The 24764-nt window shown below is 32.7% G+C and carries 37 protein-coding genes; all 37 read left to right on the top strand.

Annotated elements, in window-relative coordinates; genetic code table 11:
- Window positions 1–17: 17 nt before the first annotated feature.
- The 37 genes from rpoC to rplQ all read left to right on the top strand — a co-directional run bounded on the left by rpoC (window position 18) and on the right by rplQ (window position 24518).
- Complete coding sequence (gene rpoC / locus BGI42_RS01045) at window positions 18–3551, top strand: DNA-directed RNA polymerase subunit beta' (protein ID WP_069678562.1); 3534 nt, start codon at window positions 18–20, stop codon at window positions 3549–3551.
- Window positions 3552–3850: 299 nt separating this feature from the next.
- Window positions 3851–4228, top strand: coding sequence for a 30S ribosomal protein S12 (gene rpsL / locus BGI42_RS01050; protein ID WP_069678563.1), 378 nt, complete (start codon window positions 3851–3853; stop codon window positions 4226–4228).
- A 147-nt stretch (window positions 4229–4375) separates the two neighbouring features.
- Complete coding sequence (gene rpsG, locus BGI42_RS01055) at window positions 4376–4846, top strand: 30S ribosomal protein S7 (RefSeq protein WP_069678564.1); 471 nt, start codon at window positions 4376–4378, stop codon at window positions 4844–4846.
- 78 nt (window positions 4847–4924) lie between these two features.
- Window positions 4925–6991 carry an elongation factor G gene (gene fusA, locus BGI42_RS01060; protein ID WP_069678565.1) on the top strand — a complete coding sequence of 689 codons (2067 nt, stop codon included), beginning with the start codon at window positions 4925–4927 and terminating at the stop codon, window positions 6989–6991.
- 57 nt (window positions 6992–7048) lie between these two features.
- Window positions 7049–8242, top strand: coding sequence for an elongation factor Tu (gene tuf / locus BGI42_RS01065; protein WP_069678553.1), 1194 nt, complete (start codon window positions 7049–7051; stop codon window positions 8240–8242).
- A gap of 502 nt (window positions 8243–8744) precedes the next feature.
- A complete protein-coding gene (rpsJ, locus tag BGI42_RS01070; protein ID WP_002582605.1) occupies window positions 8745–9053 on the top strand; it encodes a 30S ribosomal protein S10 in 309 nt (102 codons plus the stop codon).
- A gap of 68 nt (window positions 9054–9121) precedes the next feature.
- Window positions 9122–9751: a 50S ribosomal protein L3 gene (gene rplC / locus BGI42_RS01075; RefSeq protein ID WP_069678566.1), complete on the top strand. Its 630-nt coding sequence runs from the start codon at window positions 9122–9124 to the stop codon at window positions 9749–9751.
- 25 nt (window positions 9752–9776) lie between these two features.
- Complete coding sequence (gene rplD / locus BGI42_RS01080) at window positions 9777–10397, top strand: 50S ribosomal protein L4 (protein WP_069678567.1); 621 nt, start codon at window positions 9777–9779, stop codon at window positions 10395–10397.
- Window positions 10397–10693: a 50S ribosomal protein L23 gene (rplW, locus tag BGI42_RS01085; protein ID WP_012423941.1), complete on the top strand. Its 297-nt coding sequence runs from the start codon at window positions 10397–10399 to the stop codon at window positions 10691–10693. The genes rplD and rplW overlap by 1 nt, the downstream gene beginning before the upstream one ends.
- A 60-nt stretch (window positions 10694–10753) precedes the next feature.
- Window positions 10754–11587, top strand: coding sequence for a 50S ribosomal protein L2 (gene rplB, locus BGI42_RS01090; protein ID WP_069678568.1), 834 nt, complete (start codon window positions 10754–10756; stop codon window positions 11585–11587).
- A gap of 67 nt (window positions 11588–11654) precedes the next feature.
- Window positions 11655–11933: a 30S ribosomal protein S19 gene (gene rpsS / locus BGI42_RS01095; protein WP_069678569.1), complete on the top strand. Its 279-nt coding sequence runs from the start codon at window positions 11655–11657 to the stop codon at window positions 11931–11933.
- A gap of 20 nt (window positions 11934–11953) precedes the next feature.
- Window positions 11954–12289 (top strand): 50S ribosomal protein L22, encoded by a 336-nt coding sequence (gene rplV / locus BGI42_RS01100; protein WP_069678570.1) that lies wholly within the window; start codon window positions 11954–11956, stop codon window positions 12287–12289.
- A 19-nt stretch (window positions 12290–12308) separates the two neighbouring features.
- On the top strand, window positions 12309–12974 hold the full coding sequence (rpsC, locus tag BGI42_RS01105) for a 30S ribosomal protein S3 (RefSeq protein ID WP_069678571.1): 666 nt from the start codon (window positions 12309–12311) through the stop codon (window positions 12972–12974).
- A 17-nt stretch (window positions 12975–12991) separates the two neighbouring features.
- The gene (rplP, locus tag BGI42_RS01110) at window positions 12992–13426 is read left to right on the top strand and encodes a 50S ribosomal protein L16 (protein WP_069678572.1); all 435 of its coding nucleotides are present in this window, start codon (window positions 12992–12994) and stop codon (window positions 13424–13426) included.
- Entirely contained in the window at window positions 13426–13638 is a 213-nt protein-coding gene (rpmC, locus tag BGI42_RS01115) for a 50S ribosomal protein L29 (protein WP_069678573.1), read from the top strand. Before rplP ends, rpmC begins: the two co-directional genes overlap by 1 nt.
- A gap of 23 nt (window positions 13639–13661) precedes the next feature.
- Window positions 13662–13916 carry a 30S ribosomal protein S17 gene (gene rpsQ / locus BGI42_RS01120; protein ID WP_069678574.1) on the top strand — a complete coding sequence of 85 codons (255 nt, stop codon included), beginning with the start codon at window positions 13662–13664 and terminating at the stop codon, window positions 13914–13916.
- A 28-nt stretch (window positions 13917–13944) separates the two neighbouring features.
- Window positions 13945–14313 carry a 50S ribosomal protein L14 gene (rplN, locus tag BGI42_RS01125; protein ID WP_069678575.1) on the top strand — a complete coding sequence of 123 codons (369 nt, stop codon included), beginning with the start codon at window positions 13945–13947 and terminating at the stop codon, window positions 14311–14313.
- Between the two features lie 15 nt (window positions 14314–14328).
- The gene (gene rplX / locus BGI42_RS01130; RefSeq protein ID WP_069678576.1) at window positions 14329–14643 is read left to right on the top strand and encodes a 50S ribosomal protein L24; all 315 of its coding nucleotides are present in this window, start codon (window positions 14329–14331) and stop codon (window positions 14641–14643) included.
- Between the two features lie 23 nt (window positions 14644–14666).
- Window positions 14667–15206, top strand: a complete 540-nt coding sequence (gene rplE / locus BGI42_RS01135; protein ID WP_069678577.1) for a 50S ribosomal protein L5 — start codon at window positions 14667–14669, stop codon at window positions 15204–15206.
- A gap of 16 nt (window positions 15207–15222) precedes the next feature.
- Entirely contained in the window at window positions 15223–15408 is a 186-nt protein-coding gene (locus BGI42_RS01140; protein WP_069678578.1) for a type Z 30S ribosomal protein S14, read from the top strand.
- 32 nt (window positions 15409–15440) lie between these two features.
- Window positions 15441–15839 (top strand): 30S ribosomal protein S8, encoded by a 399-nt coding sequence (gene rpsH / locus BGI42_RS01145; RefSeq protein ID WP_069678579.1) that lies wholly within the window; start codon window positions 15441–15443, stop codon window positions 15837–15839.
- 72 nt (window positions 15840–15911) lie between these two features.
- A complete protein-coding gene (rplF, locus tag BGI42_RS01150; protein ID WP_069678580.1) occupies window positions 15912–16454 on the top strand; it encodes a 50S ribosomal protein L6 in 543 nt (180 codons plus the stop codon).
- 18 nt (window positions 16455–16472) lie between these two features.
- Complete coding sequence (rplR, locus tag BGI42_RS01155) at window positions 16473–16832, top strand: 50S ribosomal protein L18 (protein ID WP_069678581.1); 360 nt, start codon at window positions 16473–16475, stop codon at window positions 16830–16832.
- Between the two features lie 19 nt (window positions 16833–16851).
- Complete coding sequence (gene rpsE, locus BGI42_RS01160; protein ID WP_069678582.1) at window positions 16852–17349, top strand: 30S ribosomal protein S5; 498 nt, start codon at window positions 16852–16854, stop codon at window positions 17347–17349.
- Between the two features lie 11 nt (window positions 17350–17360).
- A complete protein-coding gene (gene rpmD, locus BGI42_RS01165; RefSeq protein WP_069678583.1) occupies window positions 17361–17540 on the top strand; it encodes a 50S ribosomal protein L30 in 180 nt (59 codons plus the stop codon).
- A gap of 23 nt (window positions 17541–17563) precedes the next feature.
- On the top strand, window positions 17564–18004 hold the full coding sequence (gene rplO, locus BGI42_RS01170) for a 50S ribosomal protein L15 (protein ID WP_069678584.1): 441 nt from the start codon (window positions 17564–17566) through the stop codon (window positions 18002–18004).
- A 1-nt stretch (window position 18005) separates the two neighbouring features.
- Window positions 18006–19286, top strand: a complete 1281-nt coding sequence (gene secY / locus BGI42_RS01175) for a preprotein translocase subunit SecY (protein ID WP_069678585.1) — start codon at window positions 18006–18008, stop codon at window positions 19284–19286.
- A gap of 24 nt (window positions 19287–19310) precedes the next feature.
- Window positions 19311–19958, top strand: coding sequence for an adenylate kinase (locus BGI42_RS01180; RefSeq protein ID WP_069678586.1), 648 nt, complete (start codon window positions 19311–19313; stop codon window positions 19956–19958).
- Window positions 19959–19961: 3 nt separating this feature from the next.
- A complete protein-coding gene (map, locus tag BGI42_RS01185; protein WP_069678587.1) occupies window positions 19962–20711 on the top strand; it encodes a type I methionyl aminopeptidase in 750 nt (249 codons plus the stop codon).
- Between the two features lie 88 nt (window positions 20712–20799).
- The gene (locus tag BGI42_RS01190; protein ID WP_069678588.1) at window positions 20800–21081 is read left to right on the top strand and encodes a KOW domain-containing RNA-binding protein; all 282 of its coding nucleotides are present in this window, start codon (window positions 20800–20802) and stop codon (window positions 21079–21081) included.
- A 7-nt stretch (window positions 21082–21088) separates the two neighbouring features.
- On the top strand, window positions 21089–21307 hold the full coding sequence (gene infA / locus BGI42_RS01195) for a translation initiation factor IF-1 (RefSeq protein WP_002582630.1): 219 nt from the start codon (window positions 21089–21091) through the stop codon (window positions 21305–21307).
- Window positions 21308–21358: 51 nt separating this feature from the next.
- Window positions 21359–21472: a 50S ribosomal protein L36 gene (gene rpmJ, locus BGI42_RS01200; RefSeq protein WP_003373491.1), complete on the top strand. Its 114-nt coding sequence runs from the start codon at window positions 21359–21361 to the stop codon at window positions 21470–21472.
- 205 nt (window positions 21473–21677) lie between these two features.
- The gene (gene rpsM, locus BGI42_RS01205) at window positions 21678–22046 is read left to right on the top strand and encodes a 30S ribosomal protein S13 (protein ID WP_069678589.1); all 369 of its coding nucleotides are present in this window, start codon (window positions 21678–21680) and stop codon (window positions 22044–22046) included.
- Between the two features lie 18 nt (window positions 22047–22064).
- Window positions 22065–22457 (top strand): 30S ribosomal protein S11, encoded by a 393-nt coding sequence (gene rpsK / locus BGI42_RS01210; RefSeq protein ID WP_069678590.1) that lies wholly within the window; start codon window positions 22065–22067, stop codon window positions 22455–22457.
- A 27-nt stretch (window positions 22458–22484) separates the two neighbouring features.
- Complete coding sequence (rpsD, locus tag BGI42_RS01215; RefSeq protein WP_069678591.1) at window positions 22485–23105, top strand: 30S ribosomal protein S4; 621 nt, start codon at window positions 22485–22487, stop codon at window positions 23103–23105.
- A gap of 111 nt (window positions 23106–23216) precedes the next feature.
- Window positions 23217–24164 carry a DNA-directed RNA polymerase subunit alpha gene (locus BGI42_RS01220; protein WP_069678592.1) on the top strand — a complete coding sequence of 316 codons (948 nt, stop codon included), beginning with the start codon at window positions 23217–23219 and terminating at the stop codon, window positions 24162–24164.
- A 12-nt stretch (window positions 24165–24176) separates the two neighbouring features.
- A complete protein-coding gene (rplQ, locus tag BGI42_RS01225) occupies window positions 24177–24518 on the top strand; it encodes a 50S ribosomal protein L17 (protein ID WP_069678593.1) in 342 nt (113 codons plus the stop codon).
- Window positions 24519–24764: the final 246 nt, after the last annotated feature.

The following is a 24764-nucleotide window of genomic DNA, read 5'->3' on the forward strand; positions in this document are numbered from 1 at the left end:
GAAGGGAGGATTTACCCTTGTTTGAGTTAAATAATTTTGATGCCATACAAATTGGTTTAGCATCTCCAGAACAAATAAGAGAGTGGTCAAGAGGAGAAGTAAAAAAACCGGAAACTATTAATTACAGAACATTAAAACCAGAAAAAGACGGTCTTTTTTGTGAAAGAATATTTGGACCTATGAAAGATTGGGAATGTCACTGTGGAAAATACAAAAGAGTAAGATATAAAGGTATAGTTTGTGACCGATGTGGAGTTGAAGTTACAAAAGCTAAAGTAAGAAGAGAAAGAATGGGGCACATTGAACTGGCTGCTCCAGTTTCTCACATCTGGTATTTCAAAGGAATTCCATCAAGGATGGGATTATTAATGGATATGTCACCAAGGGCTTTAGAAAAAGTTTTATATTTTGCGTCTTATATAGTAATAGACCCAAAAGAAACACCATTATTAAAGAAACAATTGCTTAATGAAAAAGAATATAGAGAAGCAGTAGATAAATATGGTGATGACAGTTTTGTTGCTGGAATGGGTGCTGAAGCAATCCAAGAATTACTTGGAGAAATAGATTTAGTAGCAGGTGCTAAAGAACTTAAAGAAGAATTAAAACAAAGCACAGGTCAAAAAAGAGTAAGAATTATAAGAAGATTAGAAGTTGTTGAATCTTTTGCTAAATCAGGAAATGATCCTAAATGGATGATTATAAATGTAATTCCTGTAATTCCACCAGATTTAAGACCTATGGTTCAATTAGATGGAGGAAGATTTGCGACATCTGATTTAAATGATTTATATAGAAGAGTTATTAATAGAAATAATAGATTAAAGAAATTATTAGATTTGGGAGCACCTGATATTATAGTAAGAAATGAAAAAAGAATGCTTCAAGAAGCAGTAGATGCTCTTATTGATAATGGTAGAAGAGGTAGACCAGTTACTGGTCCAGGAAATAGACCTTTAAAATCCCTTTCAGATATGTTAAAAGGTAAGCAAGGTAGATTTAGACAAAACTTACTTGGTAAGAGAGTTGATTATTCTGGTAGATCAGTTATTGTTGTTGGACCAGAATTAAAGATGTACCAATGTGGACTTCCGAAAGAAATGGCTTTAGAGTTATTCAAACCATTTGTTATGAAAAAGTTAGTCCAAGATGGAATTGCACATAACATAAAGAGTGCTAAGAGAATGGTAGAAAGAGTTTTACCACAAGTATGGGATGTATTAGAAGAAGTTATTGCTGATCATCCAGTATTACTTAACCGTGCTCCTACACTACATAGATTAGGAATTCAAGCATTCCAACCTGTATTAGTAGAAGGAAGAGCAATTAAATTACATCCATTAGCATGTACAGCATATAATGCAGATTTCGATGGAGACCAAATGGCTGTTCACGTACCTTTATCAGTGGAAGCACAAGCAGAAGCTAGATTCTTAATGTTAGCAGCAGGAAATATTTTAAAACCATCTGATGGTAAGCCTGTTTGTGTACCAACACAAGATATGGTTCTTGGTTCTTACTATTTAACAATGGATAGAACTGATGCTAAAGGTGAAGGAATGACTTTCTCTAGCAAAGAAGAAGCTGTTATGGCTTATGAATCTAAATATATAGATATTCATGCACAAATAAATGTTAGAGTATTCAAGGAAATAAATGGAATAGTAGAATCAGGAATAATCAAAACTACAGTAGGAAAACTTATATTTAATGAATCAATTCCACAAGATTTAGGATTTGTTAATAGAGTTACTGAAGAAGAAAAATTAAATTTAGAAATAGATTTCTTAGTGACTAAGAAAGCATTAGGAAAAGTTATAGATAAATGTTATATGAAACATGGTCCTACAAAAACTTCTATAATGCTTGATAACATCAAAGCTTTAGGATACCATTATTCATCAATTGGTGCGGTAACAGTTGCAGCATCAGATATGATAGTACCTAAGGTTAAGTATGATTTACTAAAAGAGGCAGATGAAACAGTAGAGAAAATCGAAAAGATGTATAAGAGAGGATTCATATCTGAAGATGAAAGATATGAGAGAGTTATAGAAAAATGGACTAAGACAACAGAAGATGTTGCAGATGCTTTAATGGATAGTATGGATAAGTTTAATCCAATTTACATGATGGCAGATTCAGGAGCCAGAGGTTCTAAGTCACAAATTAAACAATTAGCAGGTATGAGAGGTCTTATGGCAAGTCCATCAGGAAAGATTCTTGAATTACCTATCAGGGCATCATTTAGAGAAGGTCTTGATGTATTAGAATACTTTATATCTACTCACGGAGCTAGAAAAGGTAATGCGGATACAGCGTTAAAGACAGCCGATTCAGGTTATTTAACAAGAAGACTTGTTGATGTCTCTCAAGATGTAATTGTAAGAGAAGAAGACTGTGGAACTGATGCAGGAATATATGTAACTGAAATAAAAGAAGGTTCAGAAGTAATCGAAGAATTAAAAGAAAGATTAATTGGTAGATATACTGCAGAAGATATAGTTGATCCTAATACTGGAGATGTTATAGTAGCTAAAAATGAGTATATGGATTCACAAATAGCTGATAAGGTTGTTACAGCTGGAATTAAGAAAGTTAAGATAAGATCTGTATTTACATGTAGTTGTAAAATAGGTGTATGTGCAAAATGTTACGGAATGAACATGGCAACTGCTAAGAAGATTGATATTGGAGAAGCAGTTGGTATAATAGCTGCTCAATCAATTGGTGAACCTGGAACGCAGCTTACAATGAGAACATTCCATACTGGTGGAGTTGCTGGATCAGATATTACTCAAGGTTTACCTAGAGTTGAAGAATTATTCGAAGCTAGAAAACCAAAGGGGCTTGCTATAGTAAGTGAGATAAATGGGAATATAAGAATTGAAGAAACTAAGAAGAAGAGAACTGTATTTGTGATGGATGCAGATGGTGAAGAACGTAGTTATGATATACCATTTGGATCAAGATTAAAAGTAACAGATGGAGATTACATTGAAGCTGGAGATGAAATAACAGAAGGATCAGTAAATCCACATGATATTATGAACATTAAAGGTGTAGATGGAGCTAGAAGATACTTACTTTCAGAAGTTCAAAAGGTATATAGATTACAAGGTGTTGATATTAATGATAAACATCTTGAAGTAGTTGTAAGACAAATGACTAGAAAAGTAAAAGTTCTTGAATCGGGTGATACTGAATTATTACCAGGTACAATGATAGATATATTTGATTTTGAAGAAGCAAATGCTAAGGTTAGAGAATTTGGTGGAGAAGAAGCTAAGGGCGAACAATCTTTACTAGGTATTACTAAAGCAGCATTAGCAACAGATAGCTTCTTATCAGCAGCTTCATTCCAAGAAACTACTAGAGTTCTTACAGAAGCAGCTATAAAAGGAAAAGTTGATCCATTAATAGGATTAAAAGAAAATGTAATCATCGGTAAATTAATACCAGCAGGAACAGGTATGATGAGATACAGATCTTTAAATTTAAATACAAAAAATGAAAAAATAGAAGAAAATATTATAGAATCAGTTGAATAATTAATTTTATTGACATGAGTATATTAAAATGATAAAATACAGTTTGTGTGGCTGATAAAGCTACAAATTTATATTTGTTAATAAACATCATGAAGGCAAAATGAGTTTTGTCTTCATGAGTTTTTATGACAATGTATATTTATGTAAAGCTTGTATGCAAGTATAAGCTATAATTGATTTTATGGTTATATATGAATTATTGAGTAAATAATTATTTTTAGGTTAAAGTTAATTATGCTTATTTAACTTAGTGTTTATCTTAATTTAATATAGATAAATAAATTTTGGGAGGTGAAAAAATGCCAACTATTAGCCAATTAGTAAGAAAAGGCAGAAAGTCAACAGCAGTAAAATCTACTGCACCAGCACTTAAAGAATGCCCTCAAAAAAGAGGGGTATGTACTGTAGTAAAAACAACAACTCCAAAGAAGCCTAACTCAGCGTTAAGAAAAATTGCGAGAGTAAGACTTACAAATGGATTTGAAGTAACTGCATACATTGGTGGTGTAGGCCATAACTTACAAGAACATAGTGTTGTTCTTATAAGAGGTGGTAGAGTTAAGGACCTTCCTGGTGTAAGATACCATATAGTAAGAGGTGCGTTAGACTGCGCAGGAGTAGCTAACAGAATGCAAGGAAGATCAAAATACGGTGCTAAGAAACCAAAGAAAAAATAAGGTTAACTTAGTTTAGTGCTAATCTTCGCATTTACATAGATTTTTAATTTTAGTTTATATAGATGTATGAGGAAAGCACTTTACGGTATGAAAAAACATACCGAGTACCGATGAACTTAAATTTAAATTGTTAAGGAGGGAAGAAAAGTGCCAAGAAAAGGACATATCGCAAAAAGAGATGTATTACCAGATCCAGTTTACAATTCAAAAGTTGTTACTAAATTTATAAACAGCATAATGGAAGATGGTAAGAAAGGTGTAGCTCAAAAAATCTGTTATAAAGCATTTGAAATAATCGCTGAAAAAAGCGGTAAAGAAGCTTTAGAAGTTTTTGAAGAAGCTATGAATAATGTAATGCCACTACTAGAAGTTAAAGCTAGAAGAATAGGTGGTGCAACATACCAAGTTCCTATGGAAGTTAGAACAGAAAGAAGACAGACTTTAGGAATCAGATGGATGTTATTAGCAGCTAGAAAAAGAGGCGAAAAGCTAATGAGTGAAAGAGTTGCAGGAGAATTATTAGATGCAGCTAACAATACTGGAGCAGCTGTTAAGAAGAGAGAAGATACTCATAAAATGGCAGAAGCGAATAAAGCATTTGCTCATTACAGATACTAATATATATAAAAACTGTTTTGGTTTATGCCAAGACAGTTTTGTCAAATTTATACTTACTATTTGAGAGGAGGACAATTAATGGCTAGAAAATATCCTTTAGATAAATTTCGTAATTTTGGTATAATGGCTCATATTGATGCTGGTAAAACAACAACAACTGAGCGTATATTATTTTATACAGGCGTTAGTCATAAAATAGGAGAAGTTCATGATGGTGAAGCTACAATGGACTGGATGGTTCAAGAACAAGAGAGAGGTATAACAATTACTTCTGCTGCAACATCATGTGAATGGAACGGTCATGAATTAAATATTATTGATACTCCTGGTCACGTAGACTTCACAGTAGAAGTTGAAAGATCATTAAGAGTACTTGATGGAGCAGTTACTGTTCTTGATGCTAAGAGTGGTGTTGAACCACAAACAGAAACAGTTTGGAGACAGGCGGATAAATACGGCGTTCCAAGAATGATTTATGTAAATAAGATGGATGCAACAGGTGCAGATTTCTTTAGATGCGTAAATACAGTAAGAGATAGATTAAAAGGAAATGCTGTTCCAATACAAATTCCAATAGGTGGAGAAGAAAATTTTAAAGGTATGGTAGACCTTATAAGAAATGTTGCTTTCGTATTCTATGATGATCTTGGAAAAGATATGAGAGAAGAAGAAATTCCAGCTGATTTAGTAGATCAAGCTGAAGAATACAGAGCAGCAATGATAGAAGCTATTGCTGAAACTGATGAAGAATTAATGATGAAATACTTAGATGGTGAAGAGCTTACAGTTGAAGAATTAAAAGCTGCTTTAAGAAAAGCTACTATAGCTAATGAAATTTATCCTTGTATTTGTGGTTCTTCATATAAAAATAAAGGTGTTCAAGAAATGATTGATGGTGTTGTTGATTATTTACCATCTCCATTAGATATACCAGCAGTTTCAGGAACAACTTTAGAAGGAGAAGAAGCTGAAAGAAATGCTGACGATAAAGAACCATTATCAGCATTAGCATTTAAGATTGCTACTGACCCATTTGTTGGTAAGTTAGCTTTTGCAAGAATATACTCAGGTGTAATGGAAAAAGGTTCATATGTTCTTAACTCAACTAAGGGTAAAAAAGAAAGAGTTGGAAGACTTGTTAAAATGCACTCTAACTCAAGACAAGAAGTTGAATCATTGGAAGCAGGAGAATTAGGAGCTATAATAGGATTAAAGAACACTACTACTGGTGATACTTTATGTTCAGAAAAAGAACCTATAGTTCTTGAATCAATGGATTTCCCAGAACCAGTTATTGATATAGCTATTGAACCTAAAACTAAAGCAGCTCAAGAAAAGATGGGATTGGCTTTAGCTAAGTTAGCAGAAGAAGATCCAACTTTTAAAACTTGGACTGATGAAGAAACAGGTCAAACAATTATATCAGGTATGGGTGAATTACATTTAGATATCATTGTTGATAGACTTAAGAGAGAATTCAAGGTTGAATGTAACGTTGGAGCTCCTCAAGTTTCTTATAAAGAAACAATCAGAAAAGCTGTTAAAGCAGAAGCTAAATATGCTAAACAATCAGGTGGTAAAGGACAATACGGTCATGCTGTAATTGAAATGGAACCAACTGATGGAGAATACGTATTTGAAAATGCGATTGTTGGAGGAGCTATTCCTAAGGAATATATTCCAGCTGTTGACAATGGTATTAAAGAAGCAGCTTTAAATGGTGTAATTGCTGGATATAACGTTATTAACTTTAAAGTTAAGTTAGTACACGGTTCATATCATGAAGTTGATTCATCGGAAATGGCATTTAAGATTGCTGGTTCTATGGCATTCAAGAATGCTATGGCTAAGGCAGATCCAGTACTTCTTGAACCAATGATGAAAGTTGAAATAACAGTTCCAGAAGAATACATGGGAGATGTTATTGGAGACGTAAATTCAAGAAGAGGTAGAATGGAAGGCATGGAAGCAGTTAATGGTGCTCAACTTATCAAAGCGTTTGTACCGTTATCAGAAATGTTTGGATATGCTACATCTTTAAGATCAAGAACTCAAGGTAGAGGTGTTTACGCAATGGTATTCGACCACTATGAAGAAGTTCCAAAGAGTGTTCAAGAACAAATTGTTGGAAAAAAATCTAAATAATATTTAGAAATTAATATAATATTTTAAATTATTTTATAATAAGGGAGGAATTTTACAATGTCAAAGGAAAAATTTGAGAGAAGTAAACCACACGTAAATATTGGAACAATCGGTCACGTAGACCACGGTAAGACTACATTAACAGCAGCAATCACAACTGTATTAGCAAAAAGAGGATATGCAGAAGCTTTCGATTATGCAGCAATAGATAAGGCTCCAGAAGAAAAAGAAAGAGGAATCACAATCAATACTGCACACGTTGAATATGAAACAGACAACAGACACTACGCTCACGTTGACTGTCCAGGACATGCTGACTATGTTAAGAACATGATCACAGGAGCAGCACAAATGGATGGAGCTATCTTAGTTTGTTCAGCAGCAGATGGTCCAATGCCACAAACAAGAGAACATATCTTACTTGCATCAAGAGTTGGAGTTGACTACATCGTAGTATTCTTAAACAAAGCAGATATGGTAGATGACGAAGAATTATTAGAATTAGTTGAAATGGAAGTTAGAGAATTATTAAGCGAATACAACTTCCCAGGAGATGATATTCCAGTAATTAAGGGATCAGCATTAAAAGCATTAGAAAACCCAACAGATGAAGCAGCAATCGCTCCAATCTTAGAATTAATGGAAGCAGTAGATAGTTACATCCCAACACCAGAAAGAGCAACTGATAAACCATTTATCATGCCAATCGAAGATGTATTTACAATCACTGGTAGAGGAACAGTTGCAACTGGTAGAGTTGAAACTGGAGTACTTCACGTAGGAGACGAAGTTGAAATCGTAGGATTAAGTGAAGAAAAGAAGAAAGTTGTTGTAACTGGAATCGAAATGTTCAGAAAATTATTAGACGAAGCGCAAGCGGGAGATAATATAGGAGCATTATTAAGAGGTGTTCAAAGAACTGACATCGAAAGAGGTCAAGTATTATCTTTACCAAACTCAGTACACCCACACACTAAGTTCGTAGGTCAAGTATACGTACTTAAAAAAGAAGAAGGTGGAAGACATACTCCATTCTTTGATGGATATAGACCACAATTCTACTTTAGAACAACAGACGTTACAGGATCAATCAAATTACCAGAAGGAATGGAAATGGTAATGCCTGGAGATCACATTGATATGAACGTTGAATTAATCACACCAGTAGCTATGGATGAAGGATTAAGATTCGCTATCAGAGAAGGTGGAAGAACTGTAGGTTCAGGAGTTGTTACTAAGATTAACGCTTAATCTTAATAATAATTTGTAAATTTAATATAAAATTATAATTTTAAAAATTCTAATTAGAATATGTAGATAGGGTAGAGAAAAGACGTTTTCTCTACCTTATTTTTTTCTATTAAAAGATAAAAATGAAAAATATTATTAAAAAAATATAATAAATAAATATAATAAATGTATTGAAATTTATAAGAAATACTATTAAAATGATACAAAGAAACAAAAACGAAAAAATAAAAATATCAAGTGAGTAAAAACTTCAAGAAAAGTATAAAAAAAACTTGAAAAATATTTTTAATGATAGTATAATAAAGAAGTTGCATAGCATACAGCGATGAATCGAGAGGTTGCCGGACTTCCGGGTAATTCTTGATGAGTAGTTTGGATCTAGAATCCGACGACAGGGATTTTATAAACTTTTGAGGTGGCAATGAAACACCCGGTACAGTTTATAGAATAGCCGCTGTTGTGCGTTAGAAGTAAAGCGTACATGAAAAGGAGGGAAACCATAATGTCAAAGCAAAAAATAAGAATCAGATTAAAAGCTTTTGATCACACAATATTAGATCAATCAGCTGAAAAAATCGTAGAAACTGCAAAAACATCAGGAGCTAAAGTAGTAGGACCAGTTCCACTACCAACTGAAAAAGATGTTGTTACAATATTAAGAGCGGTTCACAAATATAAAGATTCAAGAGAACAATTTGAAATTAGAACTCATAAGAGATTAATCGACATAGTTAATCCATCACCTAAGACTGTTGATGCATTAATGAGATTAAATCTTCCAGCAGGTGTGGATATAGAAATTAAATTATAAGCTGGAAATTAAAAATGAACTATTATGATTGGAAACAGTCCGCTAATTAGTTTGGGAGGTGTAAATACATGAAAAAAGCTATAATAGGTAAGAAAATAGGAATGACTCAAATCTTTAATGAAGCAGGAAAAGTTATTCCAGTTACAGTAGTAGAAGCTGGTCCATGTGTTGTTGTTCAAAAGAAAACTGTAGAAAAAGATGGTTATGACGCAATACAAGTTGGTTTTGGTGATATAAGAGAAAAATTAGTTAACAAACCAGCTAAAGGACATTTTGAAAAAGCAGGAGTTTCTTTAAAGAGAACTCTAAAAGAATTCAGACTTGAAGATGTAAGCCAATATGAAGTTGGTCAAGAAATTAAAGCTGATGTATTTGAATCAGGAGATAAAATTGATGTATCAGGAGTTTCTAAAGGTAAGGGATTCCAAGGTGTTATTAAGAGATGGAACCAACAAAGAGGACCAATGACTCACGGTTCTAAATTTAAGAGAGCACCAGGTTCAATGGGAGCTTCTTCAGACCCATCTAGAACATTCAAGAATAAGAGAATGCCTGGACATATGGGTAATGTAAATACAACAGTAATGAATTTAGAAGTAGTTAAAGTAATAGCTGAAAAGAACTTATTATTAATTAAGGGTGGTATCCCAGGACCTAACAAAGGTACAGTAGTAATAAGAAATGCAGTTAAAGCTTAATTTCTAAAGGAAAGGAGGAGACATAATGCCTACAGTAGGATTATTTAATCAAGAAGGAAAACAAATTGGAGATATCCAATTAAATGCAAATGTGTTTGAAGTAGAAGTAAATAAACATGCATTACATCAAGTGGTAGTTGCTTTATTAGCTAATAAGAGACAAGGAACTCAATCAGCTAAAACTAGAACTGAGGTAAGAGGAGGCGGAATCAAGCCTTGGAGACAAAAGGGTACTGGTAGAGCAAGACAAGGTTCTATTAGAGCACCTCAATGGATCAAAGGTGGTATTGTATTCGCACCAAAGCCAAGAGATTATAGAGTTTCAATTCCTAAGAGTATGAGAAGAGTTGCTATGAAGTCAGCATTAACTAGCAAAGTTAATGAAGGACAAATGGTAGTTTTAGAATCATTGTCTTTTGAAGCTCCAAAGACTAAGCAAGTTATAAAAATGTTGGATGCATTTAATGCAAAAAAAACATTAATAGTAACTGCTGAATCAAATGAATCTATTTATAAATCAGCAAGAAATATCCAAGGGGTTAGTGTTATCCCAGTAAACAATATCAACGTATATGATTTATTAAAATTCGAAAAAATAATCATAACTAAAGATGCTGTATCAAAAATTGAGGAGGTGTACGCATAATGAAATTAACAAGCCATGATATAATAAGAAAGCCTGTTATAACTGAAAAGAGTATGGCTGCTATGGCAGAAAAGAAGTACACTTTCATGGTTCACGTGAATGCTAATAAGTCTCAAGTAAAGAGAGCTGTGGAAGAAGTTTTTGATGTTAAAGTTAAAGATGTTAACACTATAAACGGTTTAGGAAAAACTAAGAGAATGGGCGTACATGTAGGAAAGAGATCTGACTACAAGAAAGCTATAGTTACATTAACAGAAGAAAGCAAAGCTATTGAATTCTTTGATGGATTACAATAGTATAATTAAGGCCATTATTGGTGAAATGCCAGAAAAGCTGAAAAAAAGGAGGGAATTGTAATGGCAGTTAAAAAGTTTAACCCTATTACACCATCAAGAAGACAAATGACTATGCCAACATTTGAAGAAATAACTTCACAACAACCGGAAAAGTCACTTCTTGTATCATTAAAGAGTAAAGCAGGTAGAAATGCTCAAGGTAAGATTACTGTGAGACACCGTGGCGGTGGCGTTAAAAGAAAATACAGAATCATAGATTTTAAGAGAAATAAAGATTCAATTTCAGCAAAAGTTGCAACAATAGAATATGATCCAAATAGATCAGCTTATATTGCACTTGTTGTTTATGCAGATGGGGAAAAGAGATACATATTAGCTCCAGCAGGATTAAATGTTGGTGATGTTATAGTATCAGGTCCAGATGCTGATATCAAACCAGGTAATGCTCTTCCATTAAAGAACATACCAGTTGGTACAATTATTCATAATATCGAATTACAAAAAGGTAAAGGTGGTCAATTAGTTAGATCTGCTGGTAATTCAGCACAATTAATGGCTAAAGAAGGAAACTACGCTACTTTAAGATTACCTTCAGGTGAAATGAGATATGTAAGAATAGAATGTAGAGCAACGATTGGAACAGTTTCTAATCCAACAAATGATATTGTCAATATCGGTAAAGCTGGTAGAAAGAGACATATGGGATGGAGACCTACAGTTAGAGGTTCTGTAATGAATCCTAATGATCACCCTCATGGTGGTGGTGAAGGTAAATCACCAGTTGGTAGACCAAGTCCAGTTACTCCATGGGGTAAACCAGCACTTGGATACAAGACAAGAAAGAATAAGAAATATTCTGATAGATTTATTATCAAGGGTAGAAACTCTAAATAGTTTGAAGAGAAGTTTTAATTCTCTTCTAGCTTATTGTTAGTAAGGTTTATGAAGGGAGGCAATATTAGTGAGTAGATCAACAAAAAAAGCACCTTTTGTACATGAAGGACTTTTGAAGAAAATAGAAGAAATGAATGCAAGTGGAGATAAGAAAGTTGTTAAGACTTGGTCAAGAAGTTCAACAGTTTATCCACAAATGATAGGTCATACAATTGCAGTTCATGATGGAAGGAAACATGTTCCAGTATATTTATCAGAAGATATGGTTGGACATAAGTTGGGTGAGTTCGTATTAACTAGAACTTACAGAGGTCATGTTGCAGATAAAACATCAAAAAGAAAGTAGCCTGGAAAGGAGGAACATAAATGGAAGCTAGAGCTATAGCTAAATATATTAGAATGTCTCCAATGAAAGTTAGAGTGATTCTTAATTTAATAAGAGGAAAACAAGTTAAAGAAGCTTTTGCTATCTTAGAATATACTCCAAGAGAAGCAGCAGTAGTAATTAAGAAAGTATTAAAATCAGCTGTTGCAAATGCAGAAAATAATTTAGAATTAAATGCTGACAACTTATATGTTTCAGAAGCTTATGTTGGTGAAGGTCCAATACTTAAGAGATTCAGACCAATGGATCACGGTAAGGCATTCAGAATCAACAAGAGAACTAGTCACGTAACAGTAGTTGTTAAAGAAAGAGCTTAAAAGAAGGAGGGAAAGTTAAGTGGGTCAAAAAGTACATCCTCACGGTCTTAGAGTAGGCGTTATCAAAGGATGGGATGCAAAGTGGTATGCTAATAAAAAAGACTTTGCTGATAATCTTGTAGAAGATAACCAAATTAGAAAATTTGTAAAAAAGGAACTTTTCTCAGCTGGTATTTCTAAAATAGAAATTGAAAGAGCTGCTAAAAGAGTTAAATTAAATATATATACTGCTAAACCAGGTGTTGTTATAGGAAAAGGTGGATCAGGAATTGAAAGTTTAAAAAATAAATTAACTAATTATATTAGCGGAAAACATATATTAATCAACATAGTTGAAGTTAAAGCTGTAGAAGCTGATGCTCAATTAATGGCTGAAAATATAGCTGCACAATTAGAAAAGAGAATATCATTCAGAAGAGCTATGAAGCAAACAATGCAAAGAGGTATGAAACATGGAATAAAGGGTGTTAAAACTTCTTGTTCTGGTAGATTAGGTGGAGCAGAAATAGCAAGAACTGAACAATATCATGAAGGAACAATTCCACTACAAACATTAAGAGCTGATATCGAATATGGATTTGCTGAAGCAAATACAACATACGGAAAAATCGGAGTTAAAGTTTGGGTTTATAATGGTGAAGTTCTTCCAACAAAGAAAGTAGAAAAGGAAGAAGCTAACGCGTAAGAAAGGAGGAATAGATCATGTTAATGCCTAAAAGAGTAAAACATCGTAAGGTACAACGTGGTAGAATGAAAGGTAGAGCTACAAGAGGTAACTTCTTAGCATATGGAGATTTTGGTCTTCAAGCTACAACTTGTGGATGGATAACAAGTAATCAAATCGAAGCTGCCAGAATTGCTATCAACAGATATATAAGAAGAGGAGGAAAACTTTGGATAAAGATTTTCCCAGATAAGCCAGTAACAGAAAAACCAGCTGAAACAAGAATGGGATCAGGTAAAGGATCACCAGAATATTGGGTAGCTGTTGTTAAACCTGATAGAGTAGTTTTCGAACTATCTGGAGTTGCTGAAGATGTTGCAAGAGAAGCGATGAGACTTGCATCACATAAACTTCCTGTAAAAACTAAGTTTGTTACAAGAAGAGATTTTGAGGAAATGGGTGGTGAAAAATAATGAAGGCTAGAGAATTAAAAGAATTAAGATCAAGCAATCCTCAAGATTTAGCAGTAAAGTTAGGAGATCTTAAAGCAGAATTATTCAATTTAAGATTTCAATTAGCTACAGGACAATTAGAAAATCCTATGAGAATTAGAGAAGTAAAGAAATCTATAGCCCAAATAAAGACCATCTTAAGAGAAGACGAAGTGAGGGCATTAGAACAGTAAATCTGGAAGGAGGGTAAGCCCTAATGGATAGAACATTAAGAAAGAAAAGAACTGGTAAAGTTGTTTCAGATAAAATGGATAAAACAATCGTAGTAGCTGTTGAAACTAAGGTTAGACATCCACTATATGGAAAAACAGTTAATAGAACTACAAAGTTTAAAGTTCATGATGAAAATAATGAAGCTAAAATTAATGATAGAGTATTAATAATGGAAACTAGACCTTTATCTAAAGACAAAAGATGGAGACTTGTTGAAATAGTAGAAAAAGCTAAATAGGCTTTAATACTGAAAGGAGGGTAATTGTATGATACAACCACAAACTTTACTTAAAGTTGCAGATAATTCAGGTGCAAAAGAGATTATGTGCATAAGAGTATTAGGTGGATCAAAAAGAAAATTTGGTAATATAAGCGACGTTATTGTAGCTAGCGTTAAAAGTGCAACACCAGGCGGAGTTGTTAAAAAAGGCGAAGTTGTTAAAGCTGTTATAGTTAGATCAGTAAAAGGATTAAGAAGAGCGGACGGTTCATATATTAAATTTGATGAAAATGCTGCAGTTATCATTAAAGACGATAAACAACCAAGAGGTACTCGTATCTTTGGACCTGTTGCTAGGGAGCTAAGAGATAAAGAATTCAACAAAATTCTATCATTAGCACCAGAAGTTCTATAAGAGGAGGTGTCTTACTTGAAGGTACATGTAAGAAAAAATGATACAGTTGTAGTTATATCTGGTAAAGATAAAGGAAAAACTGGTGAAGTTTTAAAAGTATATCCAAAAACAGGAAAGGTTCTTGTTCAAGGAGTTAACATAGTTAAAAAGCACCAAAAAGCTAATAAGAGCCAAGTTGAAAGCGCTATAATTGAAAGAGAAGCTGCTATTAACAGTTCTAAAGTTATGTTATATTGTAACAAATGTAAAAATGCTACAAGAATAGCTAATAAAATATTAGATGATGGTACTAAAGTTAGAGTATGTAAGAAATGTTCAGAAACATTCTAAATTCTGAAAGGAGGTAACTATAAATGACAAGACTTCAAGAAAAGTATGAAAAAGAAGTAATTCCAGCAATGGTTGAAAAGTTCGGATATAAGAACGTTATGGAAATTCCAAAGCTAGAAAAAATCGTAATTAACATGGGTGTTGGAGAAGCTAAGGAAAATCAAAAAGTTTTAGAAGCAGCAGTTAATGATTTAAGCTTAATAGCTGGTCAAAAACCAATATTAACAAGAGCAAAAAAATCAGTTGCTAACTTTAAAATAAGAGAAAATATGGCTTTAGGATGTAAAGTTACATTAAGAAAAGCAAAAATGTATGAATTCGCTGATAAGCTAATGAGTATAGCATTACCTAGAGTAAGAGATTTCAGAGGAATTTCAGCTAAAGCATTCGATGGTAGAGGAAACTATTCATTAGGAATAAAAGAGCAATTAATATTCCCAGAAATAGAATATGATAAGATTGATAAAGTTAGAGGGATGGATATAATCTTCGTTACAACAGCAAATACAGACGAAGAAGCAAGAGAATTACTTAGATTTCTTGGAATGCCATTCGCTCAATAATAAGGAGGGAAACATATTGGCACGTAAAGCTATTATTGAAAAGTGGAGTAAAACTCCTAAATATAAAACTAGAGCTTATACAAGATGTAGAATATGTGGAAGACCACATTCTGTATTAAGAAAATACGGAGTATGTCGTATTTGTTTTAGAGAACTTGCTTATAAAGGCGAAATTCCTGGTTGCAGAAAAGCAAGCTGGTAATAGACATGATGTAATGAAAGGAGGCACAAAAAATGGTTATGACAGATCCAATAGCAGATTTACTTACACGTGTAAGAAATGCTAATGCTGTAAAACATGAAGTTGTAGAAGTACCTTCTTCAAATGTAAAGAAGGCAATTACAAATATATTATTACAAGAGGGTTATATTAAAAATATAGAAGAATATAACGACGGAGTTGTACCAATGTTAAGAATTACTCTTAAGTATGGTGCTAATAATGAAAGAGTTATAACTGGTATTAAGAGAATTTCTAAACCAGGATTAAGAGTATATTGTAAAAAAGATGAAGTACCAAAAGTTCTTAATGGATTAGGAGTTGCAGTAATTTCAACTTCAAGAGGATTAATGGTTGATAGAGAAGCTAGAAAGAACGGTTTTGGTGGAGAAGTTGTTTGCTACGTTTGGTAGTATTTAAACTTTAATAACAAACAGTATGTAGTTTCAAATATAGAATTTAGAAATAATACAGGAGGTGTACTTATGTCAAGAGTTGGTAGATTACCAATAGCTGTTCCTGCTAACATAACTGTAACAGTAACACCAGACAACGTTGTTACTGTTAAAGGACCAAAAGGCGAGTTAGTTAAAGCTATGCATAAAGACATAAATATAGCAGTTGAAAACAATGAAGTAGTTGTTACTAGACCAAGTGATAATAAAGATCATAGAGCTCTTCATGGTTTAACAAGAGCGTTAATTAATAACATGGTAATCGGAGTTAATGAAGGTTATCAAAAGACTTTAGAATTAGTTGGTGTTGGTTATAGAGCTCAATTACAAGGTAAGAAACTTGTAATGAACCTTGGATATTCACATCCAGTTGAAATAGAACCTATCGATGGGATCACATTTGAAACTCCTGCTGCAACTAAGGTAATTGTTAAAGGTATCGACAAAGAAAAAGTTGGTGCTGCTGCAGCTGATATAAGAAAATGGAGATTACCAGAACCATACAAGGGTAAAGGTATCAAGTTCGAAAATGAAGTGATCAGACGTAAAGAAGGTAAAACTGGTAAGAAATAATAGGAAGGAGTGAGCTGTATGTTCAAAAAGGTAGACAAAAAAGCAAGCAGAACTAAGCGTCACCTTAGAGTTCGTAAGAAAGTTTTTGGTACTCCTGACAGACCAAGACTTTCAGTTTTCAGAAGTGAAAAAAATATATACGCACAAATTATAGATGACGTAAATGCTGTTACAATAGTAGCTGCTTCAAGTTTAGATAAAGATTTTGCATCTAAAGGTGGAAATAAAGAAGGTGCTAAACTTGTTGGTGCAGCAGTAGCTAAAAAAGCTATAGAAAAAGGAATTACTGAAGTAGTATTCGACAGAGGTGGATATGTATACCACGGAAGAATTCAAGAATTAGCAGAAGGTGCTAGAGAAGCAGGCTTAAAATTCTAATATACAAGGAGGGAAATACATGAGAATCGATCCTAGTACGCTAGACCTTAAAGAAAAGGTTGTTGATATAAACAGAGTTACTAAGGTTGTTAAAGGTGGTAGAAACTTCAGATTCAGCGCTTTAGTTGTTGTTGGAGACGAAAACGGACACGTTGGCGTTGGAATGGGTAAATCTATCGAAATTCCTGAAGCAATCAAAAAAGGAATAGAAGATGCTAAGAAAAACTTAGTAAAAGTTGCTATGGTAGGAACTACTGTTCCTCATCAAATAAATGGAAAATTTGGAACAGGTAATGTTCTAATAATGCCAGCTAAAGAAGGTACAGGAGTTATTGCCGGAGGTCCAGCAAGATCTGTACTAGAATTAGCAGGTTTAAAGGATGTAAGAGCTAAATCATTAGGTTCAAATAATCCTAAAAATATGGTTAAATCTACAATAAACGGATTAGCAAACTTAAGAACAGCTGAAGATATAGCTAAATTAAGAGGAAAATCTGTAGAAGAAATATTAGGTTAGGAGGAATTGCAATGGCTAAACTAAAAATCACTTTAGTGAAGAGTTTAATAGGTAGAAAAAAAGATCATATCGCTACTGCAAATGCTCTTGGACTTAAAAAGATTCATGCTACAGTAGAACATGAGGGAACACCTCAAATTAAAGGTATGTTAAAGAAAATTGATTACCTATTAAAGGTAGAAGAAATATAAGAATATAAGGAGGTGTGCTTAAGATGAAACTTCATGAATTACAACCAGCAGCTGGAAGTAAAAAAGCTCCTAAGAGAGTTGGTAGAGGTACAGGTTCTGGTTTAGGAAGAAATGCTGGTAAAGGTGAAAAGGGTCAAAATGCAAGATCAGGCGGTGGTGTAAGACCGGGTTTTGAAGGAGGTCAAATGCCTTTATATAGAAGACTTCCGAAGAGAGGTTTTACAAATATTTTTGCTAAAAAATACGTTAGTATTAACGTTGATAGATTAAATATATTTGAAAATGGTACTGAAATAACTCCAGAATTATTACTTGAAAGAAGAGTTATAAGTAAAGTATTAGATGGAGTAAAAATACTTGGTAACGGAAATTTAGAAAAATCTTTAACAGTAAAAGGATGTAAGTTCTCAAAGTCTGCAATAGAAAAGATCGAAGCAGCTGGAGGAAAAGTTGAGGTGATTTAAAGTGCTTCAAACTTTACGTAACGCATTTAAGGTTTCTGAACTAAGGAAGAAATTTCTTTGGATAATCTTATTGGTTGCAGTTTTCAGGATAGGAAGTCATATTCCTGTTCCTGGAATCAATGCTGAATATTTAAAACAAATGTCCCAATCAGGAGGACTACTAGGCTTTTATGATTTATTATCAGGAGGAGCTTTTAGTAGATTTAGTATATTTGCATTAGGAGTTATGCCTTACATTAATGCATCAATCATAATGCAATTATTAACTGTTGCCATACCTCAATTAGAACAACTTTCTAAAGAGGGTGAAGATGGAAGAAAGAAAATACAAAACGCTACTCGTTATGTGTCACTTGCAATATCATTTATTCTAGCATTTGGAATATATGCAACTATTTCTAATAGTGGAGCTACAGCAGGAATAAAGACTAGTCAAATGTTTGTTGTAATATTTGCATTAGTTGTTGGAGCTACTTTCTGTATGTGGTTAGGTGACCAATTAACTGTTAATGGAATTGGAAATGGAACTTCAATATTAATTTTTGTTAATATAGTTTCAAGAATTCCAATGACTATAGCTTCAATTTCTGCTTCAAAGCAAGCAGGAAATGTGAGCATAATAGAGGTTTCAGTATTTGCAGCATTTTTTGTTGCATTGTTAGCTATTGTAATTTATTTCTCATTAGCTGAGAGAAGAATACCTGTTCAATATGCTGGTAAAGCTATTGGGGGAAGTAAAATGATGAGAAATCAAACTAGTCATATACCTTTAAGTATTATAGGATCAGCAGTTATTGCAATAATATTTGCAATGTCTGTTATGGATTTTCCTAGAACAATAGCAAACTTTGTTCCGAATAAAAGTTGGGCAATGTGGATTTTAACCAATAAAACATGTGTTTTTAATTCTAATAGTTGGATGTATGTAGTGCTATATGCAATACTTACTTTATTCTTTACATGGTTCTATACTCAAATAACGTTTAAGCCAGATGAAATGGCTGAAAACTTACATAAATCTACAGGATTTATACCAGGAGTAAGACCAGGAGAAGCTACAACAAGATATTTTGAAAGAATTCTTAACAGAGTTTCAATAATAGGTGGAGCATTAGCGGCTATGTTAGCAGTAACTCCAACTATAGTTCAAAATTATACAGAATTTAAAAATATATCTTTCTCAGGAACGGCACTTTTAATAATTATAGGTGTAGCATTAGATTTCAACAGACAAGTTGAATCTCAAATGACAATGCGTCACTATAAAGGATTTTTAAAATAGATTAAGTAAATGGAGATGAAGCCCGTGAAGATAGTATTACTAGGTCCTCCAGGAGCAGGAAAAGGAACACAGGCAAAATCAATTAGTAGTAGATATTCAATACCACATATTTCTACAGGGGATATTTTTAGAAAAAATATTTCTGAAAATACTCCACTTGGAATGGAAGCAAAAAGTTACATGGATAAAGGTTTATTAGTTCCAGATGAAGTAACTATTAATATGGTTAAGGATAGATTACAACAGGAAGATTGTCTATCAGGATATCTATTAGATGGTTTCCCAAGAACTGTAGCACAAGCTGAAGCTCTTAATGAGTTCCTTGAAGGTAGAAACGAACAATTGGATACAGCATTATTAATTGATGTACCTAGTGAGTTTATATTAGAAAGAATGACAGGTAGAAGAGTTTGTACATCGTGTGGAGGAAGTTTTCATATTAAATTTAACCCACCAAAAATTGATGGAAAATGTGACTTGTGTGGAAGTGATATTATGCAAAGAAAAGACGATACAGTTGAAACTGTAAAAGAAAGAATCGATGTATATGATAAACAAACACAACCACTAATTGATTTTTATAAAAGTAAAAATTTACTTTCAATGGTAGATGGTACGAAAGCTATTAATCAAGTATTTGAAGATATTTGCAAAGTATTAGGAGAGCAATAAAGCATGATTATTCGTAAAAATAATGATGAAATTGCTTTAATGAGAAAAGCAGGTAGAATAGTAGCTGAGACATTATTACTATTAGAAGAAAAAATAAAGCCTGGTATAACTACTGCAGAATTAGACAAGGTAGCAGAAGAATTTATAACTAAGCATGGAGCGAAACCTTCTTTTAAAGGATTATATGGTTTTCCTTCGTCACTATGTATTTCTGTGAATGAGCAAGTAGTTCATGGAATACCAGGAAATTATAAAATAAAAGATGGTGACATAGTTAGTATTGACTGTGGAGCTTTCATTAATGGTTTCCATGGAGATGCAGCAAGAACCTTTCCAATTGGAGAAGTTACAAATGATGCTAAAAGATTAATTGATGTAACAAAAGAAAGTTTCTTTAGAGGTATAAAATATGCTAAAGAAGGAAATAGATTAGGTAATATATCACACGAAATACAAAACTACATTGAGGCAGCAGGTTTTTCAGTAGTAAGAGACTTTGTAGGTCATGGGATTGGAAGGAAACTTCATGAAGATCCAGACGTGCCTAACTTTGGAAGAGAAGGCAAAGGAACTAAATTACTTAATGGAATGGTATTAGCTATAGAACCTATGGTTAATATGGGAAATTGGAAAGTTAAAACTTTAAGTAATGGATGGACTGTTGTAACAGCAGATTCTACTTTATCTGCACATTATGAAAATACAGTTGCGATTTTGCCAGATGGACCAGAGATATTAACACTTATTAAGTAGAAACAGAGTGTTGCTTAGTTATAAATTTGCATGATACCATTAAGTTAAGTGCTAATTTATTACTAAGGTAATCATCGAGGTGAAAATTTTGCAAAGCAATGACTTGATTGGGAAAATAGTACTTTCAAAAGCAGGGAGAGATATAGAACATTTATATGTTATTGTTAGGCAACTAGATGGCAAGTATGTTTTGTTATCTAATGGAAATACAAAAACAATAAATAAGCCTAAGAGGAAAAAACTTAAGCATTTAAATATATTAGAAAGTGTAGATGAAGAACTTAAATCATCTATAAAAGTATGCGATAAAAGTACTGATTTAAAAATTAAGAGATTTCTAAAACTTAGAAGCATTGTTAAGGAGGGTTGATTACCTTATGTCAAAAGATGATGTTATAGAAATGCAAGGTACAGTACTAGAATCTTTACCAAATGCCATGTTCCAAGTTGAACTTGAAAGTGGGCATAAAATTCTAGCACATATATCAGGAAAATTAAGAATGAACTTCATTAGAATTCTACCAGGAGATAAGGTTACAGTGGAGCTTTCTCCATATGACTTAACTAGAGGAAGAATTACATGGAGAGCAAAATAAGATAGAGATATTAGGTTGGATCTATCATTAGAAATATGAGGAGGGTTAGCTATGAAAGTAAGACCATCAGTTAAGCCTATTTGCGAAAAGTGCAAAGTAATAAAAAGAAAAGGAAGAGTAATGGTTATCTGTGAAAATCCTAAGCACAAGCAAAAACAAGGTTAATGATCAATTTTACAATAAACTTACATTATAAGGTTAAATAATATTGACATTTTCTTAAAAGTCAAATATGATTATATAGTCGTTTAATTAATTGCAATAGATTTTTAGGAGCGGCTGCAATAGAGAAGTCTATTGGCCTAAAATTTTTATATAATTTTTAAATCAAACTTTTATGCATTTCAATTATCAGGAGGTGTAATTTTTAATGGCAAGAATAGCAGGTGTTGACCTACCAAGAGAAAAAAGAGTTGAAATTGCTTTAACTTATATCTATGGGATAGGTTTATCAACTTCACAAAAAATCTTATCTACAACAGGAATAAGCTCTGATGTTAGAGTTAAAGATTTATCAGAAGACGAAGTAAATGAAATCAGAACTTATATAAATAAGAACTTAATGGTTGAAGGTGACTTAAGAAGAGATGTTGCTTTAAACATTAAGAGATTAGTAGAAATAGGATCATATAGAGGTATTAGACACAGAAGAGGTCTTCCAGTTAGAGGTCAAAAGACTAAGACTAACGCTAGAACTAGAAAAGGTCCTAAGAAAACAATAGCTAATAAAAAGAAATAGCAAGGAGGGAAATAACTAATGGCTCAAAAAGTTAAGAAAACTAGAAGAAGAAAAGAAAGAAAAAATGTTGAGCATGGCGCAGCACACATAAAGTCAACTTTCAATAATTCAATAGTTACTTTAACAGATGCAGTAGGTAATGCTTTATCATGGTCAAGTGCAGGAGCACTAGGCTTCAGAGGATCAAGAAAAAGTACTCCATTTGCAGCTCAAATGGCAGCTGAAACAGCAGCTAAAGCAGCTATGGAACATGGCTTAAAGAGTATTGAAGTTTATGTTAAAGGTCCAGGTTCAGGAAGAGAAGCTGCTATAAGATCTTTACAAGCAGCAGGATTAGAAGTAACTTTAATAAAAGATGTTACTCCAATTCCACACAATGGTTGTAGACCACCAAAGAGAAGAAGAGTTTAATTTAACCGTAATAGGAGGTGTAATTTAATGGCAAGATATACTGGAGCTACATGTAGATTATGTAGAAGAGAAGGTATGAAGTTATTCCTAAAAGGGGATAGATGTTTTACAGATAAATGTGCTTTTGTTAGAAGAAGCTATGCACCAGGACAACATGGAGCAAGCAGAAAGAAATTATCAAACTATGGAATTCAATTAAGAGAAAAACAAAAAGCAAGAAGAATATATGGCGTTTTAGAAGGCCAATTTAGAACATATTATGAAAAAGCTGAACACATGAAGGGTATAACAGGTGAAAACCTACTTAAATTACTAGAAATGAGATTAGATAACGTAGCTTATAGACTAGGTTATGGTGCATCTAGAAATGAAGCTAGACAATTAGTTACTCATGGACATTTCTTAGTAAATGGTAGAAAAGTTGACATTTGTTCATATCATGTTTCAGTTAATGATGTAATTACTGTATGCGAAAAAAGCAGATCAAGTGAAAAGTTTAAGACTTTCGTAGAAAATCCAAAAACTTTACCAAAATGGTTAGAAGCTAATGTTGATAACTATGAAGGAAAAGTTGTTGCAGAACCATCAAGAGAAGATATTGATGTTCCTGTTAACGAAACACTTATTGTTGAGTTATATAGTAAATAATATATTGAATAAGGTTATATTTGTTAGGCAAATCTATCAAATGATATGCAAATATAGAATCAGTTGCCCTCAAAATAAGGTTGCCATTTATAATATAAGGAGGGTTTGTGGATGTTAGAAATCGAAAAGCCAATAATAGAATGTATAGAAGCTAGTGAAGATGGAACTTATGGAAAATATGTTGTTGAACCACTTGAAAGAGGATATGGTATTACATTAGGTAATGCTCTAAGAAGAATACTATTATCATCTCTTCCAGGAGTAGCAACTAGTTCTATTAAGATTGATGGTGTTCTTCACGAGTTTTCTACTGTTAAAGGAGTTAAAGAAGATGTAACAGAATTAATTCTTAACATTAAATCTTTAGCTTTAAGAATGAATGGTGAAGGTCCTAAAGTTATCTATATTGATGCTAAAGGTCCTGGTGAAGTTACTGGAGCAGATATAAAGACTGATGGAGACGTTGAAGTTGTTAATAAGGATTTACATATAGCAACTTTAGATGATGGCGGAAGACTTTATATGGAATTAACAGTTAATAGAGGAAGAGGTTATGTTACTCAAAATAAAAATAAGAGTGATGATTTACCAATTTCAGCAATAGCTGTTGATTCTATCTATACACCAGTAAAGAAAGTTAATTTTACAGTTGAGAATACTAGAGTAGGTCAAATTACTGATTATGATAAATTAACTTTAGAAATATGGACTAATGGTACTATAAAGATTGATGAAGCTATAAGCTTATCAGCTAAAATCCTTATAGAACATTTCAAATTATTTATGTCATTAACAAGTAATACTAATGATGTTGAAATAATGATAGAAAAAGAAGAAGATAAAAAAGAAAAAGTACTAGAAATGACTGTAGAAGAACTTGATTTATCAGTTAGATCATATAACTGTTTAAAGAGAGCTGGAATTAACACAGTACAAGAACTTGCTACTAAATCAATGGATGATATGATGAAAGTCAGAAATCTAGGAAAGAAATCTTTAGAAGAAGTTGAAAGAAAACTTAAAGAATTAGGTTTATGCTTAAAACTAAACGATGAGTAAGGAGGTAAATCCATGGCAGGTTATCGTAAGTTAGGTCTACCTACAGACCAAAGAAGAGCTATGCTAAGAAATCTTGTTACAAGCTTATTAAAACACGGAAAAATCGAAACAACTGTAACAAGAGCTAAGGAAACTAGATCTCTTGCAGAAAAAATGATTACTCTTGGAAAAAGAGGAGATCTTCATGCTAGAAGACAGGCATCAGCTTTTATACAAGAAGAATTAGTTGTTAAGAATTTATTTGATAACGTAGCTCCAAAATACGCTGAAAGAAACGGCGGATATACAAGAATGTATAAAAAAGGTCCTAGAAGAGGAGACGGAGCTGAAGTAGTAATACTTGAATTAGTATAACTAATAAGGGGATTAAGTTAAAACTTAGTCCCCATTTTAACATATAAAAATATTAAATTAATATATTATAGAGAATTTTCTATAAAATCATAGAAATATTTTGAAATTTTATTATTGAACTTACAATATTTTATTATATAATTAACTTAGCTAATTTTATGTATAATAACTTAGGTGTAATTTTATATAAAAATTATATTTAAAATTTTGTATAATGTATTAGTTATTATAATTTATGGAGGTTAA

Source organism: Clostridium taeniosporum (genome assembly GCF_001735765.2).
GTDB classification, from domain to species: domain Bacteria; phylum Bacillota; class Clostridia; order Clostridiales; family Clostridiaceae; genus Clostridium; species Clostridium taeniosporum.